Annotated in this window: 17 protein-coding genes; 3 read left to right on the forward strand and 14 right to left on the reverse strand. The window is 40.8% G+C overall.

Annotated elements, in window-relative coordinates:
* Positions 1 to 135: 135 nt before the first annotated feature.
* The 12 genes from H9631_RS08320 to H9631_RS08375 all read right to left on the reverse strand — a co-directional run bounded on the left by H9631_RS08320 (position 136) and on the right by H9631_RS08375 (position 15,756).
* On the reverse strand, positions 136 to 666 hold the full coding sequence (locus H9631_RS08320; RefSeq protein ID WP_191811716.1) for a hypothetical protein: 531 nt from the start codon (positions 664 to 666) through the stop codon (positions 136 to 138).
* A gap of 169 nt (positions 667 to 835) precedes the next feature.
* The gene (locus H9631_RS08325) at positions 836 to 1,285 is read right to left on the reverse strand and encodes a staygreen family protein (protein ID WP_191811718.1); all 450 of its coding nucleotides are present in this window, start codon (positions 1,283 to 1,285) and stop codon (positions 836 to 838) included.
* Positions 1,286 to 1,352: 67 nt separating this feature from the next.
* Positions 1,353 to 2,300 carry an ornithine carbamoyltransferase gene (gene argF, locus H9631_RS08330; protein ID WP_318246787.1) on the reverse strand — a complete coding sequence of 316 codons (948 nt, stop codon included), beginning with the start codon at positions 2,298 to 2,300 and terminating at the stop codon, positions 1,353 to 1,355.
* Positions 2,297 to 5,425 carry a carbamoyl phosphate synthase large subunit gene (locus tag H9631_RS08335; protein ID WP_191811719.1) on the reverse strand — a complete coding sequence of 1,043 codons (3,129 nt, stop codon included), beginning with the start codon at positions 5,423 to 5,425 and terminating at the stop codon, positions 2,297 to 2,299. The genes argF and H9631_RS08335 overlap by 4 nt, the downstream gene beginning before the upstream one ends.
* On the reverse strand, positions 5,418 to 6,473 hold the full coding sequence (locus H9631_RS08340; RefSeq protein ID WP_191811721.1) for a carbamoyl phosphate synthase small subunit: 1,056 nt from the start codon (positions 6,471 to 6,473) through the stop codon (positions 5,418 to 5,420). Before H9631_RS08340 ends, H9631_RS08335 begins: the two co-directional genes overlap by 8 nt.
* A 71-nt stretch (positions 6,474 to 6,544) precedes the next feature.
* Positions 6,545 to 7,672, reverse strand: a complete 1,128-nt coding sequence (locus H9631_RS08345) for an acetylornithine transaminase (protein WP_191811723.1) — start codon at positions 7,670 to 7,672, stop codon at positions 6,545 to 6,547.
* 2 nt (positions 7,673 to 7,674) lie between these two features.
* Positions 7,675 to 8,454 carry an acetylglutamate kinase gene (gene argB, locus H9631_RS08350; RefSeq protein ID WP_191811725.1) on the reverse strand — a complete coding sequence of 260 codons (780 nt, stop codon included), beginning with the start codon at positions 8,452 to 8,454 and terminating at the stop codon, positions 7,675 to 7,677.
* 20 nt (positions 8,455 to 8,474) lie between these two features.
* Positions 8,475 to 9,509 carry an N-acetyl-gamma-glutamyl-phosphate reductase gene (argC, locus tag H9631_RS08355; protein ID WP_191811727.1) on the reverse strand — a complete coding sequence of 345 codons (1,035 nt, stop codon included), beginning with the start codon at positions 9,507 to 9,509 and terminating at the stop codon, positions 8,475 to 8,477.
* Between the two features lie 490 nt (positions 9,510 to 9,999).
* Entirely contained in the window at positions 10,000 to 10,350 is a 351-nt protein-coding gene (locus tag H9631_RS08360; protein ID WP_191811729.1) for a DUF2200 domain-containing protein, read from the reverse strand.
* 190 nt (positions 10,351 to 10,540) lie between these two features.
* On the reverse strand, positions 10,541 to 12,973 hold the full coding sequence (parC, locus tag H9631_RS08365) for a DNA topoisomerase IV subunit A (RefSeq protein WP_191811731.1): 2,433 nt from the start codon (positions 12,971 to 12,973) through the stop codon (positions 10,541 to 10,543).
* Positions 12,970 to 14,946, reverse strand: coding sequence for a DNA topoisomerase IV subunit B (gene parE, locus H9631_RS08370; RefSeq protein WP_191811733.1), 1,977 nt, complete (start codon positions 14,944 to 14,946; stop codon positions 12,970 to 12,972). Before parE ends, parC begins: the two co-directional genes overlap by 4 nt.
* Positions 14,947 to 15,342: 396 nt before the next feature.
* A complete protein-coding gene (locus tag H9631_RS08375) occupies positions 15,343 to 15,756 on the reverse strand; it encodes a CoA-binding protein (protein WP_191811735.1) in 414 nt (137 codons plus the stop codon).
* Between the two features lie 170 nt (positions 15,757 to 15,926).
* On the opposite strand from H9631_RS08375, the gene plsY reads away from it, so the two are divergent.
* The 3 genes from plsY to H9631_RS08390 all read left to right on the forward strand — a co-directional run bounded on the left by plsY (position 15,927) and on the right by H9631_RS08390 (position 18,029).
* On the forward strand, positions 15,927 to 16,508 hold the full coding sequence (gene plsY / locus H9631_RS08380; protein WP_191811737.1) for a glycerol-3-phosphate 1-O-acyltransferase PlsY: 582 nt from the start codon (positions 15,927 to 15,929) through the stop codon (positions 16,506 to 16,508).
* 30 nt (positions 16,509 to 16,538) lie between these two features.
* Positions 16,539 to 17,669 (forward strand): CapA family protein, encoded by a 1,131-nt coding sequence (locus H9631_RS08385; RefSeq protein WP_191811739.1) that lies wholly within the window; start codon positions 16,539 to 16,541, stop codon positions 17,667 to 17,669.
* Between the two features lie 66 nt (positions 17,670 to 17,735).
* Positions 17,736 to 18,029: a HesB/YadR/YfhF family protein gene (locus H9631_RS08390; protein ID WP_191811741.1), complete on the forward strand. Its 294-nt coding sequence runs from the start codon at positions 17,736 to 17,738 to the stop codon at positions 18,027 to 18,029.
* Between the two features lie 14 nt (positions 18,030 to 18,043).
* Here H9631_RS08390 and H9631_RS08395 read toward each other — a convergent pair whose 3' ends face one another.
* Together H9631_RS08395 and H9631_RS08400 are read right to left on the reverse strand one after the other, a co-directional pair.
* Positions 18,044 to 18,367 (reverse strand): hypothetical protein, encoded by a 324-nt coding sequence (locus H9631_RS08395; protein WP_191811743.1) that lies wholly within the window; start codon positions 18,365 to 18,367, stop codon positions 18,044 to 18,046.
* Between the two features lies 1 nt (position 18,368).
* Complete coding sequence (locus H9631_RS08400) at positions 18,369 to 18,812, reverse strand: acyl-CoA thioesterase (protein WP_191811744.1); 444 nt, start codon at positions 18,810 to 18,812, stop codon at positions 18,369 to 18,371.
* Positions 18,813 to 19,251 lie beyond the last annotated feature (439 nt).

Consider the following 19,251-nt stretch of genomic DNA (forward strand, 5'->3'; position numbering starts at 1 on the left):
AATTCATTCAGGGGTTAAAAGCGCCAGTAATTGTACCGAGATACGCTCGTCGATACATCTGGGACTAAATACACCAAAGTACATGAATGATCTTAATCACCGATAATTAATCTTAATATTCAAACTTAAAAACTCTTAAACAGATATGAATCGGATTAAACCGAGCAAAGCAAATGAGAGTAGAACTACACCGGTGCCAATTCCTGTTATCGCGCTGTTTGCGACCTTAAGCCTTGGAGATATAAATAATGACAATATGGAGACAGCAACTAGTAACCCCGCTAAAATATAAAGACTACTGTCATTGAAAACCGATTTAAGCGCAATAAAATGAATCCCTACAATAAAAGCAATCCAGGGTGCGACATAATCACTCAGTTTCCGTTTGATTAGGACAACAGCCCCAATACCAGCAATAATGAATTCAATATAGACAGTGATTAAATAGGTGTTGAACTTAGTTTTTTCTGATAAAGCAGACGCTGCATGCCAATTGGTTATACTTAAATAAACGCCAACAAGACACACTAGAAGCGCAACTCCAGAAGCAATCCCAAGAAATATGCGCCAGTTCGGGCGAGGATTCTCCTGAGCCCAGCCAAACCAGCAAAAACTAAACATACCGAATATCGACGCATACATTGCGTAATCACGTATATATTCCATACATACCCTCCCCTGTTTTTTTCTTTTGCTGAAAACTGAAAAACTCCTTCAATATAATCGTGTTATGTAATTTTACACGATGTTGTAGGATGGTGTCTATCAGACAGCGGAACCAAAAAACGCCGACAAGAATAAAAGACCTCCAGTACTTCGAAGGTCTTAGGAACTTTTATAAAATTAAATACTGCTTTGGGACTCCCAAAAACTGAATGGCTCTGTATTTATGAATATTGGATTCAGTTTCAATATAAATAGGCGCATACAGAAGCCAAGGTACATGTGCAAATAAATCTTTGTCCGCTTTTACGATCATTGATACAGCCTTGGTGACTTCTGGCTGTGTTTGATGGCTGCGGTTTGAATTGCTGCTTTGCTTTATGCCTGGATGAATTTTTCCAGACAAAATATATTCACCGAGACTTGGCTTCCATTCTGCTGTTAGCATGCTTTTATTCTCTGAATGAAGCAAACTCATTTCATATTTATAACCTATCGCCAAATGGCTGTTTGTTTCATCAGTTGACATAATTAATGTGTATTTTCTTCCATCTACTGGATGGTAAGTTGTTGCAGGAGGCAAGATGGCAACTGAAAATTCATCGAGCTGAAATTTTTCCATACTGGCCCCTCCCCTTCGCGTTCTTTTGCCATATTATATGACAAATGCCTATAAGGGGTGAATTGAATCAGTCTGCCATCAATGCGACCATCAGAGCTTTTTGTGCATGAAGGCGATTCTCTGCTTCATCAAAGACAAGAGATTGAGGTCCTTCGATGACTTCAGCGCTAACTTCCTCGCCTCTATGTGCAGGTAAGCAATGAAGAAATACTGCTTCCGAATCTGCTTCTGCCATAAGCTCGCTGTTCACTTGAAAATCTGCAAATGCTTTTAATCTTTCCTCTTGTTCAGCTTCCCAGCCCATGCTCGTCCATACGTCCGTATAAACAGCATCTGCACCATTTGCAGCTACTTTTGGATCGTTTGTAACTTCAATTACAGCACCAGTCTCTTTTGCAAACTCCTGTGCTCTTTCGACGATAGCTTGTTTTGGTTCATAGCCTTTTGGAGCCGCAATTGAGCAGCTTACTCCCAACTTAGCACAGCCGATCATCAGGGAATGGGCCATATTATTCCCATCGCCAACATAAGCCAGCTTTTTACCTTCCAGATTTCCTTTTGCTTCATACAAAGTCATGAGGTCAGCTAATACCTGACAAGGATGATAGTCATCTGTTAAGCCGTTGATAACTGGCACATCTGAATTATTTGCGAGCTGCACAACAGATTCATGACTGTATGCCCTAATCATGATGCCATCCACAAATCGCGATAATACTTTTGCTGTATCCTCTACAGTTTCACCGCGCCCCATTTGAAGATCATCTTTGCCCAAAAATAAAGCATGACCCCCTAATTGAAACATTCCAGTTTCAAACGAAACACGTGTCCTTGTAGAAAGTTTTTCAAAAATCATTGCCAGGGTTTTCCCCTTCAAGTAATGATGAGTTTCCCCTTTTTTTTGCAACTCTTTCAGCTTGATAGCATCCAGAATGATTTGCATGATTTCATCTTTTGTTAAGTCCGCTAATGTAAGTAAATGCTTTCCCTTTAGTGAAACAGATGTTGCTGTCACGATGTCACCACGTCCTTTTTTGTTTTTCCGAGCCAGCTTTGAAGTGATTTCGGCATGCTGACTTTTTGTTTGATGGCTGTTAAGTATGCTTTAAATGTATCAATTTCTGTCATTACCTGCAGTTGTGATGCTGAAGCCAATTGCCTTTTTTGAATAGAGTCCTCATCTTTGCCAAGACTTAATAAAACAGAGCCCCTGTCGTTTTTCACCCAGTCAGCAAAAGAAATTCCCGATGTTTCCGTTACCATTACGCTACCAGAACCAAGGATCAAATTCTCAATAACCGCTTCTTCCTCACCATCTGCATCTACATATATTTCCTGGCGGGCATTTACCTGTTTTGCAGCCAGTCTCTCATTCCAAAGCAGCGCTTTGGCTAACGCCTCTTCCACTGTTTCACCAAATCCGATCAATTCTCCGGTAGATTTCATTTCAGGAGTAAGCTTAGGGTCTACGCCATCAAGCTTTCCTGTAGAAAAAATAGGATTTTTAATCGTGTAAAAAGATTGTGTCGGCTGATTGTTTATAGATAAAGGTGATCCAGTCAAGACACTCACGCACTGGTCGATTAAATTAAGTCCTGTAATTTTACTTACAATAGGGAGTGTACGCGAAGCCCTCGGATTTACCTCCAGCATATAAACTCTATTGTTAAAAACAACGAACTGGACATTGAACAGTCCTTTGAATTGTAGCTTTTGAGCGACTTTTTTCGAATACTCATAAACTGTTTCTTTGATTTCCTCTGTTACATGGATTGGCGGCGTAATCGTCATGCTGTCACCTGAATGGACACCCGCTTTTTCAATATGCTCAAAATAAGCTGGGATAAGAATGTTTTGGCCGTCCGTTAAAACGTCTACTTCAAGCTCCTGTCCCTTATAATAAGCATCAATCAAAACAGGATAGTCAATATTAACAAGACAGTTATCCAGCTCTTCCTGATTGTCAATGATGAGCATTCCCTGCCCCCCAATAACGTACGACGGCCTTAATAAAACGGGAAAACCAATGTCAGCCGTTTTTAGTTTCAAATCGTTTTTGTCATAGGCCGTTACCCCTGGAATATGAGGAATTTCCAGCTCTTTCAACAAGGTATAGAATTTTTCACGGTCCTCGACGGCATCGATTTGATCTTGTGTGATAGAAAGGAGCGGGATACCGTTCTCTTCCAAATCATTCGCCAAGTTAATCGCTGTTTGTCCTCCCAACTGAACAATCACTCCATCTGGCTTTTCATGCTCCAATATGTTCAGTACATCCTCAATATGGAGAGGTTCGAAGTATAGGCGATCCGCAACCTGGAAGTCAGTACTGACAGTACCGGGGTTATTATTGATCAAAATGGTCTCATATCCGGTCTCTTTCAAAGCTAATGCTGCACGAACTGTACAATAGTCAAATTCTATTCCTTGACCAATTCGAATAGGTCCTGATCCGATAATCGCCATTTTTTTCTTATGCTTGTCAGGGAGGATCTGATCGCCCTCTCCTTTCCAGGTGGAATAGAAATACGGAGCTGTCGCCACGTATTCACCTGCACAAGAGTCGACCATCTGAAAGACAGGTACAATGCCATGGTCTTTCCGTTTTTTTCTAATCTGGCTTAACGATGTGCCCCACACAGAAGCGAGCCAAGCATCAGAAAACCCATTTTCTTTGAGTTGCTGTAAAAATTCAAGGCTAACTGTATCAATTTTTTCTTTCTCAGCTTGGCTTTCCATTTGGACAATTTTTGTTAGAACCTCTAGGAAATATGGGGTGATGCTAGTTTTTTCATGAATCTCCCCGCTCGATACTCCTCTTCTTAAGAGCTCCAGTATAGCAAAGAAACGAGAATCATCAGCATGCATGACAGAACCCCAAAGCTCTTCATTACTTTTGTCAGAAATTCCTTTTAGTTTGAGGCCATTCGTCTTTAACTCAAGAGATCTAACCGCTTTTTGCAGAGCTGCTGGAAGCAATCGATCAATCGCCATAATTTCCCCAGTGGCTTTCATTGTCGTTCCCAATTCCTTTTTGGCATTAGGAAATTTATCAAAAGCCCAACGTGGCATTTTGACGACCGTATAGTCAACTACAGGTTCAGAGCTTGCAAAGGTTGTTCCTGTCACAGGATTAATGATTTCGTGGAGGTGATAGCCAAGTCCCAGTTTTACAGCAATCCGGGCAATCGGATAGCCAGTCGCTTTGGATGCTAAAGCAGAAGACCTGCTTAATCTTGGGTTCACTTCTATTAAATAATACTGGTTTGTTTTTGGATCTTGCGCAAATTGGATATTGCAGCCGCCGATAATTTTCAAAGCACGGATGATTTTGACTGCCGATTGGTACAAAGCATCAAATTGGACATCTGTCAGTGTCTGCTGAGGAGCAAACACGATGGAGTCCCCAGTATGGACACCCACCGGGTCAAAGTTTTCCATGCTGCAAATAGCAATACATGTATCATTGGCATCTCGGATCATTTCAAACTCAATTTCTTTGAAGCCCGCAATGCTTTTTTCAATCAGGCACTGGGTAATCGGGCTAGATTCAAGCCCTTTTTTCACTACTGTCATCAATTCTTCCTCATTGTTGACGATACCTCCGCCTCCGCCACCTAATGTATAGGCCGGGCGAATGATGATTGGATAACCTTGCTTGTTCGCAAAAGATATAGCTTCTTCAACAGAGTGGATAATTTCACTGTTTGGCACAGGTTCTCCAAGTTCATGCATGAGCGCGCGGAAGGCCTCCCTGTCTTCTCCCTGAATGATTGACTCAGGCGTTGTGCCAAGAACCTGGATATTAAATTTGTCTAAATATCCCTGCTTATATAAATCGACGATCAAATTGAGCCCTGTCTGCCCTCCAAGTGTCCCAAGAATGCTGTCGGGTTTCTCTTTTTTGATGATCTCGACAATGCTTTGCACTGTCAGAGGTTCAAAGTAGACGGTTTGGGCGAATTGTTCATCTGTCATGATAGTCGCTGGATTATTATTGACAAGGACAACCTCACAGCCTTCTTCCTGAAGCGCCAGGCAGCCTTGCGTACCGGCATAATCAAACTCTGCTGCTTGCCCAATGACGATAGGCCCGGAACCAATCACCAGAACCTTCTTGATGTCCTTTCCCTTAGGCATAAACACTTGCTCCTTTGCTTTCGTTTACTGTTTTGAAAAAGTGATTAAAAATTAACTCATTCAATGGATTATGAACCTGTTCAGGATGAAATTGGTATGTTACAACCAAATATTGTTCATGAACTAGCCCCTCTACTGTTCCGTCATGGACATTTTTAAAGGACACACGGAAACCATATTGCTTCAAATTCTTCTCATTGACTGTATAACCGTGATTTTGGTTGGACATAAAAACCTTTTGGGAATCAGTCTCAATAACAGCTTCTTTGAAATTCCGATGACCGGCAGGCATCTTTTCAATATTCGCTCCGAACGCAAGGGCTAAAATCTGATGTCCAAGCCCGAGCCCCAATGTTGGGTATTTCATTGCCAGCTTTTTGTAATCCGGGAAAAACTTTTGCCATTCCAACGGATTACCAGGCCCTCCTGAAAAAATGATTCCATCAGGTTTTAATGAATGAATTAAGCTGATATCAATGTGGCCAGAAGTAACTGTCACTTTATGACCAGATTGAGAGAGTGAGTGAATAAGTGATTTTTTATACCCAAAGTTTATAACGACAATGTGCTTGTGACCCTTTGGGATAATATGCTCTGTTCCAAAGTTAGCATAAATATCTTCCATTTGAGCAGAAAGACGATTCACTGTATACTTTGATGAAATAATCGCAGGCATTTCCCCTTCTTTTTTCACTCTTTTAATCAAGGCTCTTGTATCCATGCTTGTCAAAACTGGTATATTTTGTTCAGAAAATAGATCCAATACATTTATTCCCTTTACATCGACAGGCATGTTGACATCTTGCTGGGTGATCAGCCCGCCAATTTGGATTTGGTCGCTTTCAAACTTTGAGGGGTCCAAATCGCTGTTTAAAATGCCAGGGAAAGTCGCTATGACAACTTTCCCTTTATTGGCAGGGTCTGTTATGAATTCCTGGAATCGTGCCATTCCTGTAAAATAAATCAACTCTCCGATATGGTCTTTTGGGTTGCCTTGCCACTGTCCGGTGAACTTTTCACCATTAGCGAGTATTAAGGATCCTTCCATTCCTTCTTCTCCCCGCTTTCGTATTTTTATTTTAGTTTTTGCATTTTTATGCAATTATATCGAAAAAAAAATTAAATAGTCTTTTGTAAAATGTCGACTGCTTCGTCAATCTCTTCATATGAAACAGTTAACGGAGGAAGCATCCGTATCACGTTCGGCCCAGCGTTTAAAACGATTAGTCCCTCTTCCCTTAACTTCGCAAGCCGTTCGCTAACATCTTCCGAAAACTCAATTCCTACCATCAAGCCTTTATAGCGGATATCAGCCATACCTTTCAACTGGCTCGATTGCAGTTTTTCAACCAAATAATCACTCTTCTTATCAACTGTTGACAGAAATTCCTCGTTGAAAATGATTTTTAGCACTTCATTCGCTGCAGTCATGGCCAATGGCCCCCCGCCAAAAGTTGTTGCATGGCTTCCTGGAGTAAAAGCTGATGTTAATTTTTCCTTACCAATCATTGCGCTGACAGGAATACCATTTCCAAGTCCTTTAGCAGTCGTAATAATATCCGGTGAGATATTAAAATGCTGGTAGGCAAAAGGCTTACCTGTTCTGCCTATCCCCGTTTGTACTTCATCTATTATAAGCAGCACATTACTCTCTTTACATATCTTTTCAACTTCCTGTAAAAAATCCTTTTCTGCTGGAAGTATTCCGCCTTCACCCTGGATCACTTCTAGCATAACGGCAGCTGTTTTGCTGTCTACTTCGTTTTTTAATGCATTAATATCATTAAAAGGAACATGAACGAAGGTTTCAAGTAAAGGGCCAAAGCCTGTTTTTACCTTTTGCTGTCCTGTGGCGGCAATCGTTCCTAAAGTACGTCCATGGAATGATTGCAAAAAGGTGATGATTTTTGACTTTCCTGTATATTTTCGTGCTAATTTAATCGCAGCTTCATTTGCACCGGCTCCACTGTTTGCAAAGAAAACGGCATCCCCGGAAGAATTTTCTGTAAGCTGTCCGGCCACCTGTTCCTGAAGGGAGCTTTGGAATAGATTGGATGTGTGCCAAAGCTTATTCAGTTGTTCCTGGACAGATTTTACAACAGTAGGGTGACAATGCCCTAAATTACAAACTCCAATTCCAGAAGTGAAATCTAAATATTCCTTACCATGTACATCCACTACCTTCGTTCCCTTACCTGAAACAAGTTCGAGATCCCATCTCGCATATGTGTTAAATAAGTGTGACATGTTTAATAAACAGCCTCCAATTCTTTGTATATCGTTGTGCCAATAAGTTTTTCCCCGTTTAACAGGCTGTTTTTTCCGCTGACTATCATTACGTTGGACATACCGCCATCTAAACTGTTGATGGCTGCCATTACTTTGGGAACCATTCCTCCAGTAATGACTCCGTCATCTATCAGATTTAAAATATCTGAAACGGTCGCGTTTTCTATTAAACTCTTTTCTTTTAGAACACCGGGAACATCCGTAACAAATAAGAGTTTCGCCGCTTTTAAGGCAACTGCGACACTTCCAGCAGCTGTATCGGCATTAATGTTATAGCAAGAGACACCATCAATTCCTGCTGCTAGCGGAGAAATGACAGGAATGACTCCCATAGAGATGATATTGAAAAGGAAATCACTGTTCACTTCTGTAACTTCTCCAACAAAACCCAAATTTTCAAAATCCTTCGCTTTGGCTTTCAGCAGAGAACCATCAAATCCAGTCATTCCAAGTGCTGGCAACTCGTGTTTTGCCAAATTTCTTACCAAGGTATTCGTCATAGAACCGGATAAGACCATTTCGACGACATCCATTACATCAGAAGTGGTTTTTCTCAAACCATTGTTAAACTCACTTTCAATCTTTAACTCTTCCAACATTTGATTGATGGCCGGACCTCCGCCATGTACAATGACTGGATGCAGGCCGCTGTCTTTTATTACTTTAATACTTTTATAAAATTCATCGGAGAGCGTATCGATCATACTCCCCCCGCATTTAATTACAATAATGTCTTTCATTATTTTTCATCCTCCATGAATTATGGATAAACCGGTATGAAATGCAGACCTGCTGTTTCCTCTAAGCCAAATAGGATATTTGCATTTTGAACAGCCTGACCTGCGGCACCTTTCATTAAATTATCAATGACTGATACGACGGTCACTCTTCCTGTCCTCGTGTCCACACTGATCCCTAAATCACAAAAGTTTGAACCGTAAACTTCTTTTGTAGCCGGAAAAGTACCATTTTTTCGAACTCTTATGAACGGCTCATCTTTGTAAAATTCGTTATACACCTTGTTTATGTCTTCTTGGCTGATGTCAGATTTCAATGAAGCATAAGCTGTAGCCATTATGCCCCTAGTCATTGGAACAAGGTGCGTATTAAATGTAATCGGAGATTCGTAGCCCAAGCTGGAGAGCATTTGTTCAATTTCTGGAATATGCTGATGGGCATTCACTTTATATATTTTAAAATTTTCATTGAGTTCATTGTAAATAGTATGGAAAGATGCTGTTTGTCCTGCCCCAGATGCGCCAGATTTTGCATCTACAATGACTGACTTTTCTTCAATAAGGCCTTGGTGTACAAGCGGCGCGAGCCCCAGAAGCGTGGCAGTCGAATAACAGCCCGGATTTGAAATGAACTTTGTATCTTTGATCGTCGAACGATTCAGTTCAGGAATTGCGTATACAGCCTGATCGACCCATTCCTGTGGTGCCGGCTTTTTCTTATACCAGTCTTCATAATCCTTGATATTCTTTAACCGGAAATCTCCGGAAAGATCAATGACCGTACAACCTTCTTTTAAAAGCAATGGCGCAATTTCCGACGATACTCCTGAAGGAGTAGCCAGGAAAACAATGTCCAACTTTTGTGCAATAGCCGCCGGATCAATCTCTTCCAATGTCATTGGTACAATATCTGTTAAATGTGGATAATGATCCACAATGCTTTTTCCTTGCTGTGAAGATGAATAGACTGATTCAATTTGAAATGTTGGGTGAGATTGCAAGATTCTGAGCAGTTCAGCTCCTCCATATCCCGTTGCTCCAATAACCCCTGCCTTCACTTACAACCACTCCTTGCTTTAGACTCGACGAAACCATTCCGTTTAATTTGTAGATGTTAATATTATACTATGTATAAAAATTAATTCAATAGTATATTTATAACTTGTTAGAAAAAAGGCAAAATGATTAATAGAAAAGTGGAGGCGCCTGTCTATCGACGTACAGACTGGAGTGGCTCTGACGAGATAAAGGAAACACGCGAAACGTAGTGGAGCGATGTTGACTTATCGTAGGAGGAGTCCGCGAAGTCTGCTAGTCGATAGGCGCTGGAACTGGACAACAGAAAAGGGGAAGCGCCTGTTCATCGACGCACAGACTGTTTCGAAATGTAAAAACGCCTTGATCAAGCTTGACAAGCAAAAATTAGGCAAGAGTGTTAACTACATAGGGTTCTTCGTCCGGGCATTATATGTTTCAGCATCCGGCCATCGGTTTAAAAAACATAAAAGCATAAAAAAAGGGTAATTGGAGTTTCTTCATTTTTAATTATTATTTCCGCAATATCTTCTCCATTGCTTTTCCCTTTGCTAACTCATCGATCAGCTTATCCAAATAGCGAATTTCCTGCATAGTTGGTTCTTCGATGTTTTCCACTCGGACACCGCAGACCACACCTTTGATCAAAGACCGCGAAGGATTCAGTTGGGGAGCTCCCGCAAAGAAAGTCTCAAAGTCTGTCTGCTTTTCCAGTTGCGCTTCTAACTCTTCCTGGCTATACCCTGTCAACCAACAGATGATTTCATCGACTTCTGTTTTCGTACGTCCTTTTCTCTCCGCCTTCGTAACGTAATGGGGATAGACACTTGCGACACTCATTGTATAAATCCGATGTTTGGTCATGATACATCCTCCCTTTTGTGGTTTTCTTTATTATAGTAAAAAAATAGTCGGGTTTAAAAGAAGTAGCTGTCAATTATTTCGATAATCCGAATGCCAAAAAGACAGTCCCTAAAAAGTGAACTGTACCTCCAAATGTTAAACTGCGTCTAACAATTGGAGGACAGCTCAGCATAAGGACTGTCTTTCACCATTATGAAGTTTCGATTTCAGGGTCTACCCATATTCCAAGGATATGGCCGCTTTCTTTTTCGTCAATAATAAATGATCCGTTTGAATAGCGGTCACTGAAACGCAACTGTGCTGGATTTATTCTTTCAATTTTTCCTCGATCAGTTTTTATATTAATAGGGCGGTCATCTTTGATTAGTCTTAACCCTGAGACTCTATGCGGATTGTTTTTTAACTCTCTTAGCATAACAACGCCGCGTTTGGCACGGCTGCTCTTTTCAAACTCAGAAAGCTTCACCTTCTTGACAGCCCCCCGATTTGTTGCAATGAATACAGCCGGACTGTTTTCTTCAAGAAAGACTTCTCCGCCCACGACAAAGTCTCCGTCCAATAAATTCATTCCGATGACGCCTAGCCCTCGTACACCGATAGGATTTACCTCTGATTCATCAAAAAAGACCCCATAGCCAAGATGTGTTGCCAAAAATATACTACAGTTACCATCTGTCATATGAACATCGATGACAACATCGTCAGGACGCAAGTTGACAGCAACGAGCGGACGTGAGTATCTCTGTACCTGGTAAAGATTGAGGGAGCTTTTTTTCACCATACCATTTTTGGTGATAAAGAACAGGTATTGTTCCTCTTTAAACTCTTTTATCGATATGGCTTTGATGATCTCTTCATCTTGGTCGATTGGTACAATACCGGAAATATGTTGTCCGAGATCTTTCCAGCGAATGTCTGAAAGCTCATGAACAGGTATATAAATATAGTTGCCCTTATCTGTGAAGAGAAGTAGTGTATCTGCCATATTCAATTCTTCCAGCAACAGCAGCCTGTCCAATTCTTTCATTGCCAGGTCTTGGCCATTGGATGCTGAATATGACCTGATGCTTGTTCTCTTGACATAACCATCCTTTGTCACTGTAACGATGACGTCTTCATTCGGAATTGTGACTTCCAGATTAATTTTTATTTCTTCTATCTTATCTTCGATGACCGTTCTGCGTTCATCCGCGTATTTTTTCTTAACGTCTTTCAATTCTTTCTTGATCACACTTAATAACTTCTTCTCGCTTTCCAAGATAGCCGTTAGCTGCTCAATTAATGTATTCAACTGTTCGGCTTCTTTTTGCAAAGCTGTAATATCTGTATTCGTTAAACGATATAATTGCAAAGAAACGATGGCTTCGGACTGTTTTTCCGAAAACTCAAATCTCTTGATTAAATTTTCTTTTGCATCCCGTTTGTCCTTTGAAGCACGAATCATCGCAATGACTTCATCGAGAATCGAAAGAGCCTTCATTAAGCCTTCAACGATATGCTGCCGCTCGAGCGCTTTTTCCAAATCATATCGCGAACGATTTGTAACCACTTCTTTTTGATGCTGAATATAGGAATCAAGCAAAGCCAGAATGCCCATTAGTTTCGGCCTTTGATCCTGAATTGCTACCATATTAAAATTGTAGGTAACTTGAAGGTCGCTGTTTTTAAACAGGTAATTCAATATTCCTTCAGCATCGGCTTCCCGTCTCAATTCAATGACGATTCGAAGTCCTGTCCGATCTGTATCATCACGCACTTCTGAAATTCCTTCCAGCTTCCTGTCCAGCCGGAATTCATCAATCCTTTTGACGAGATTTGCCTTGTTAACATCATACGGAAGCTCGGTGATGACAATTTGCTGCCTGCCTCCCCGGATTGTTTCAATATTTGTCTTTCCTCTTACGACAATTCTCCCTTTTCCCGTTTCATAGGCTTTTTTGATACCGTCTATACCTTGAATGATCCCGCCTGTTGGAAAATCTGGACCTTTGATTGCGGTCATGACTTCTTCCACCGAGCAAGCTGGCTTTTCAATCCTCATCATGACGGCCTCGATCACTTCTCCTAAATGATGGGGCGGAATGTCCGTCGCATAACCTGCAGAAATCCCCGTAGAGCCATTGACAAGCAAGTTAGGAAATCTTGCTGGGAGGACAGTCGGCTCAGAAGAAGTATCATCAAAGTTCGGAATGAAATCCACCGTTCTTTTATCGATATCTCTTAAAAGCTCAGCGGAAAGTTCAGAAAGCCGCGCCTCTGTATATCTCATGGCAGCTGCGGGATCACCGTCAACACTGCCGTTATTTCCATGCATTTCAACAAGAATATTACGCACTTTCCAATTCTGACTCATCCTGACCATTGCATCATAGACAGATGAGTCTCCATGCGGATGGTAATTACCAATTACATTACCTACTGTTTTGGCTGATTTTCTAAATCCTTTATCAGCCGTATTGCCTTCTGCATGCATTGCATATAGAATTCTTCTTTGTACGGGTTTTAATCCATCACGTGCATCTGGAAGAGCCCGGTCTTGAATAATGTATTTACTATAACGGCCAAAACGGTCGCCAAGCACTTCTTCAAGGGGCAAATCTTGAAATCTTTCTGCTGTAGTCATGATTTTGCAGATCCCCCTTCTGATGTGATATTTTCATTCTCTAATATATTTGTATCTTCCTGCATGCCGAACTGAACGTTTTTCTCAATCCATTTCCTGCGCGGCTCGACTTTGTCACCCATTAATGTCGTTACCCGCTTTTCCGCGCTCGCTGCATCATCAATCAAAACCCGTATCAACGTTCTTGTTTCAGGGTCCATTGTCGTTTCCCAAAGCTGATCAGGGTTCATCTCACCAAGACCTTTATAGCGTTGAAGCATGAATCCTTTACCGACTTTTTTTGTCACTCCGTCCAGCTCATCATCTGTCCAGGCGTACTCAATTACTTCTTTTTTGCCAGTACCCTTACTCACTTTATAGAGTGGAGGAAGGGCAATAAAAACTTTCCCAACTTCAATCAAAGGCTTCATATACCGATAGAAGAACGTCAACAACAGTACCTGGATATGAGCCCCATCTGTATCAGCATCCGTCATAATGATGACTTTATCATAATTGACATCATCAATATTGAAGTCCGATCCCACTCCTGCACCGATTGTATGGATAATCGTATTGATCTCTTCATTCTTAAAAATATCTTCAAGCTTTGCTTTTTCCGTATTGATGACTTTTCCCCGTAAAGGAAGGACTGCCTGAAATCTTCGGTCACGCCCTTGTTTGGCAGATCCACCAGCAGAATCACCCTCGACAAGATAAAGTTCATTTTTATTCGGATTTTTAGATTGCGCAGGTGTAAGTTTTCCAGACAATAGAGCATCTGTCCGCTTTTTGCGTTTCCCGCTGCGGGCATCCTCTCTGGCCTTTCTAGCGGCTTCTCTTGCCTGAGCAGCTTTGACTGCTTTTTTGACAAGCAGAGAGCTAATCGTTGGATTTTCTGCGAGGAAATAAGATAAATGCTCAGAAACAGTCGTATCAACAGCTGATCTCGCTTCTGCTGTACCCAGCTTCCCTTTTGTTTGACCCTCGAATTGCAGCATATCTTCCGGAACGCGAACCGAGATGATAGCAGCGAGGCCTTCTCTAATGTCGGTGCCTTCAAGGTTCTTATCTTTTTCCTTCAACATCCCGTTTTTGCGGGCGAACTCGTTGAATACCCTTGTGATGGCTGTTTTTGCACCCACTTCATGGGTTCCCCCATCTTTTGTTCTGACATTGTTTACAAAAGAAAGGATATTCTCTGAGAAACCGTCATTGAATTGGAAAGCAAATTCCAATTCAATACCTCCGGCCTTCCCTTCTATAGAAACAACAGGATGAAGCACATCCTTCTCTCCATTCAAGTACTCTACAAAAGCTTCAATGCCATTCTCATAATGGAAGACTTCCTGCTGATCATTCCTCAAATCGATAAGCTCGATTGTAAGACCTTTAAGTAAGAAAGCCGACTCCCTTAACCTGCTGCTTAATACTTCGTAATTAAAAGAAGTAGCACTAAAAATAGCCGGGTCCGGTTTGAAATGAATCGTGGTCCCCGTTTGCCTAGTAGTGCCCAAACGTTCAAGTGTCGTCTCCGGTTTTCCTCCATCTTGGAACCTTTGTTCGTATATATTACCGTCTCTTTTAATCGTCACTACAAGCCATTCGGAAAGGGCGTTTACAACCGATGCACCAACTCCATGGAGCCCGCCGCTCGTTTTGTATCCCCCTTGTCCGAATTTCCCGCCCGCGTGCAAAACAGTCAGGATAACTTCCGTTGTTGGCTTTCCGGATTGATGCATGCCTGTCGGCATACCTCTCCCCTTATCTTCTACACTCACACTGTTATCTTTATGAAGTTTAACGATGATTCGATCGCCAAATCCTGCAAGAGCTTCGTCCACCGAGTTGTCAACAATTTCATAAACAAGATGATGCAGGCCGCGGGCATCCGTTGATCCTATGTACATACCAGGACGCTTTCTAACAGCCTCTAGTCCCTCCAATATCTGGATAGAGTCATCATTATAATCAGTCATTATATTTTCAGCCATAATCGCTCTCCCTTCATAGGGCCTAACCGCCACCAAAACATTTGTTCGTATTGATAACTATACCATATTTACCAAAGCATGTCTTATTGTATATCTCATTGAACCCTTTTGGCAAATGCAGAAAAAAAGGATGTTTGTTATGTTAGGTGATAAGAAACACCTATGTTTTTACACTCACACCCCAGGATGAAAATTTATTTCCTCATTCCCAGGAGCTCGCCATATGTATTTTCACAGAAAAAGCGCAAGCGCCTTGGCTTGCAGGCTCAGAACGCGACATCCTGTCGCTTCGCTTGCACTAGCACTTCCTGTACGTCGTAGCAGACAAAGATAAACCATTCATAACAAGTTATACTTTATTTACTCAAAAAAACAAGCGTCAGCTGCGCTTGTTTTTTATCGTGTCAATGAATGTTCGACCTTGATACAGCGGTTCATGATGACAGTATACCCTTTATCTTTCAAAAACTGGTATGCTTCCTCATTTTCAACACCAAGCTGGGCCCAAAATACATCCGCATCAATTTCTACGAACTCCTTAGCGTGTTCTGGGAGATTTTCGGAACGCCTGAATATATTTACTATATCGACATGACCTTCGATATCCTTTAAAGAATCCAATGCCTTTATTCCAAACACTTCATCTACCTTCGGATTTACAGGAATGATTTCATATCCGGCTTGCTTCATCGCCTCGGCTATACTGTAAGATGTACGTTCTGGGTTATCACTCAGGCCGACAACAGCGATGCGCTTTGCTTTTTTTAAAATCTTACCCATCTCTTCCCTGCTTGGATTTTCGATTGCCATAATGAACCTCCTTGTATTGTCCTCTTTACACTATCGTAAGTCACTATTTCTTTTCACGCAAGCACTACCATAGGATTTGCAATAAATTCTAATCATTTTGCTCACTCTCATGGTACAATGTAAAAGCAAATACATTACTTTCTTTTAAGTGACAAAAAGGGGCAATTTTCATGTTTTATTTCGTCGTTATTTTATTATCTTACTTAATTGGCTCCATTCCGTCAGGATTGATTGTAGGAAAGCTTTTTTACGGAATTGACATCAGGGAGCATGGCAGCGGAAATCTTGGCGCCACTAATACATTTCGGACACTTGGAAAAAAAGCAGGAGCGGCCGTAACTATAGCTGATATATTAAAAGGGACAGTCACTATTTTTCTGCCTTTATTGTTCGATCTGCACATTCATCCATTGCTTGTAGGAATATTTGCCGTCGTTGGTCATATGTTCCCTGTCTTTGCAAAATTCAGAGGCGGAAAGGCAGTTGCAACTTCTGCTGGGGTTTTGCTCGGATATAACATTTTACTTTTTGTAGTATTGATCGTTGCCTTCTTACTTACTTTAAAAATATCCAAGTATGTATCCCTTTCATCGATGGTAGCCGGTATAGCGGGTCTTATCTACTGCCTCATTCTTCAAGACTGGCCATTAATCATTGTGGTAACAGCATTTGAAGTATTTGTCGTATATCGTCATAGAGCAAACATCAAAAGAATAAGGAATAAAACCGAGCCAAAAGTGACATGGATCTAAAAAATCTAGTCGATAAGGACGGGAATCCCTTTGAAAACTAAACCAATTATCATTACAGGCGTACTAGTGTTTCTCACAGTGATTGGCTTTATTATTTATATAGCCAATCTGAATGGAGTTGATTCAAATCAAGTAACAATTTCATATCAAACCTCCAGAGAAAGTGCTTTACAAGAAAAAACTTATAAAACTGAGGCAGTGATTGCTGGCATCGGGGATATCCTAATTCATGACCGCGTATATGAAGATGCCAAAACTGAAACAGGCTATGATTTTACACCTATGTTGTCATCTGTAAAAACAATGCTGCAAAAACCCGATTTACTTATAGCCAATCAGGAATCTATCCCTGGAGGGGAAAAGATTGGTATATCCACTTACCCCAGGTTTAACAGTCCTTATGAGATTATTGATGCCATTATGGGTGCTGGAGTAGACATGGTAACCTGTGCCAATAACCATTCTCTTGATAAAGGCGAAGCCGGAATATTAAGCGCCATTGATTATTATGAACAAAAAGGTTTGACGTACACAGGTATTTTTAAAAGTCCTGAAGATAAAGAAAAAATTCGCATCGTGACGAAAAATGGAATCAAATTTGCCATTTTGTCCTATGCTGAACATTTTAATGGTCTACCTATTCCAAAAGAAAAACCTTATTTGGTCAGCAATTTAGATAAAGAACGAGTATTGTCTGATATTCAAAAAGCAAAGTCAGAGGCTGATGTTATTGTATTGGCCTTGCACTGGGGAGATGAATATGTCAGGACTCCAAACGATAAGCAAAGATCATTGGCACAAGAGTTTATAGAAAACGGTGCTGATATTATTTTTGGCCACCACCCGCATGTTCTTCAACAAATGGAGATTTTCAATAAAGAAGGTGGAGGTTCAGGATTGGTCATCTACTCCCTTGGCAATTTCTTGGCTGGTCAAAAAGGCGATTATAAAGATATTGGCGGTATGGCACAGATATCGGTGGAAAAGGAATTGATTCAGGGTGAAAGAAGAGTAAACTTAAAAGAGATTCGTTTTTATCCAACATTTACAGCCAGCGAGGGTACAAAAAATTATCATGTCTATCCGTTAGATGTAGCGCACGAAAAAGGGTTAACGAGTGAAACAAGCAAAAGGATTAATCAATTTATGCAAATTCCTTGATATTAGGAGCATTGTTTTCTATTGTTGAATTAACTCGGCTGTTTCTAAGAAAAGGGGATTCCAAATATGCAGATAAATTTATCTAATGATGCCGTAGAGTGGTTTAAAGACGAAATGTTTTTAACAAAGGGTGACTCAGTGAGGTTTTTTGTCAGGTATGGCGGCTCCAGCCCACTTCACGAAGGTTTTTCTCTTGGAATGAATAAGGAAGAGCCAATGGATCCTGGAGTCGAGCATCAAAAAGATGGGATTTCTTTTTTTATCGAAGAAGGAGATCTGTGGTATTTTAAGGACCATGACCTGATCGTTGACGTAGATGAAAATAAGGACGGCCTTATCTATAGTTATGAAAAAAAGTAATCAAATCAGGCAGTTCACCATGAACTGCCTGATTTGATTTGTGTCAATCGAGATAGCTGATACAGCTTTCCCTCAGCCTGAAGGATTTGAAATTGTTTCTCTCCCAAAAGATCATAATGGGAATAGCCGTCTTTTCTAATATGAATCCATTCCTTTTTCAACCCATAAGCGGCACCCCATGCTGCGAGCCGTCCCAAATCCTGACAGCCTACCTTTGTAACAGTGTTCATATTTGGACAGCGTTCATCGAGCCAAAAATGAGTAATAAACGCAATGTTCCCTTCATCTATAGCCGCCTTCCATTTCCTCAATTCATCTCTTTTAATACCAAATGCCATCTCAGTCGCCCTCAGATTGCTGCTTTTTCTTTGCTTTTTCATAAGCTTCGTGCCAATCTGGAAACATCTTTTTCATGCGAATTGGACGGAAATCTTCATCCCGTACACAAACATGACTTGTAGATCCGATAACGGCCAGTTCGCCGCTTTCATTCAGAATATTGTATCCATAGATCACTTTAAAACCATCATAAAAATCGATCCAAGTTTCGATGATTGCATGATCACCATACGTGAGCGGTTTTTTATAGGAAACCTGAACATCCAATACTGGGGCAAGAATGCCACTTTTCTCCATTTCTGCATAGGAAAATCCCAAATCCTTTATAAGCTGTGTCCTTCCAAGCTCCATCCAAACAATATAGTTGGAATGATGCACTATTCCCATCTGATCTGTTTCTGCATAACGTACTTCAATATTTTTATGGGCTACAACATGACTCATTAATAGGTCCAACCTTTCCAGAAAAAGTTTATATAATTGTTTTTATTTTATGAGGGTGGATACTGAACCTCGATAATATAAAGAAATTCTAAATTCTATCCTCTCTCTTTATTATAGTACTACTATATAATAGAAGAAAGTAGGTTAGAAGGAGAATCAGCCAGTCACCCGTATATATTCAACAATACCTCGTACGGCAAGGATGATGTTTTTATCTTTCGTTGTTGCAAGTGTTTGTAAAATTTTATTCATCTGCCGTTCAAGTAAATGATAGTTAGCTACCGTTAAAAACGCTTGAATTGGTTTTTCCCATTTTTGTTATAAGATCATAATAAATTGGATGAAGGCAATGAGAATTTTGCAATCGAGTAGGAGGGAGTGATTAACTCCCGTCCTCTCACACCACTCGTACATACCGTTCGGTATACGGCGGTTCGAA

The organism is Bacillus norwichensis, assembly GCF_014836955.1.
Taxonomy (GTDB): Bacteria; Bacillota; Bacilli; order Bacillales; family Bacillaceae_C; genus Siminovitchia; species Siminovitchia norwichensis.

Excerpts from the sequence above, each read along its gene's own strand:
- H9631_RS08320 (WP_191811716.1), bottom strand. The coding sequence starts at position 666 with ATGGAATATATACGTGATTACGCAATGTATGCGTCGATATTCGGTATG.
- H9631_RS08325 (WP_191811718.1), bottom strand. The coding sequence starts at position 1,285 with ATGGAAAAATTTCAGCTCGATGAATTTTCAGTTGCCATCTTGCCTCCT.
- H9631_RS08335 (WP_191811719.1), bottom strand. The coding sequence starts at position 5,425 with ATGCCTAAGGGAAAGGACATCAAGAAGGTTCTGGTGATTGGTTCCGGG.
- H9631_RS08340 (WP_191811721.1), bottom strand. The coding sequence starts at position 6,473 with ATGGAAGGATCCTTAATACTCGCTAATGGTGAAAAGTTCACCGGACAG.
- H9631_RS08345 (WP_191811723.1), bottom strand. The coding sequence starts at position 7,672 with ATGTCACACTTATTTAACACATATGCGAGATGGGATCTCGAACTTGTT.
- argB (WP_191811725.1), bottom strand. The coding sequence starts at position 8,454 with ATGAAAGACATTATTGTAATTAAATGCGGGGGGAGTATGATCGATACG.
- H9631_RS08360 (WP_191811729.1), bottom strand. The coding sequence starts at position 10,350 with ATGACCAAACATCGGATTTATACAATGAGTGTCGCAAGTGTCTATCCC.
- parC (WP_191811731.1), bottom strand. The coding sequence starts at position 12,973 with ATGACTACAGCAGAAAGATTTCAAGATTTGCCCCTTGAAGAAGTGCTT.
- parE (WP_191811733.1), bottom strand. The coding sequence starts at position 14,946 with ATGGCTGAAAATATAATGACTGATTATAATGATGACTCTATCCAGATA.
- H9631_RS08375 (WP_191811735.1), bottom strand. The coding sequence starts at position 15,756 with ATGGCAATCGAAAATCCAAGCAGGGAAGAGATGGGTAAGATTTTAAAA.
- plsY (WP_191811737.1), top strand. The coding sequence starts at position 15,927 with ATGTTTTATTTCGTCGTTATTTTATTATCTTACTTAATTGGCTCCATT.
- H9631_RS08390 (WP_191811741.1), top strand. The coding sequence starts at position 17,736 with ATGCAGATAAATTTATCTAATGATGCCGTAGAGTGGTTTAAAGACGAA.
- H9631_RS08395 (WP_191811743.1), bottom strand. The coding sequence starts at position 18,367 with ATGGCATTTGGTATTAAAAGAGATGAATTGAGGAAATGGAAGGCGGCT.
- H9631_RS08400 (WP_191811744.1), bottom strand. The coding sequence starts at position 18,812 with ATGAGTCATGTTGTAGCCCATAAAAATATTGAAGTACGTTATGCAGAA.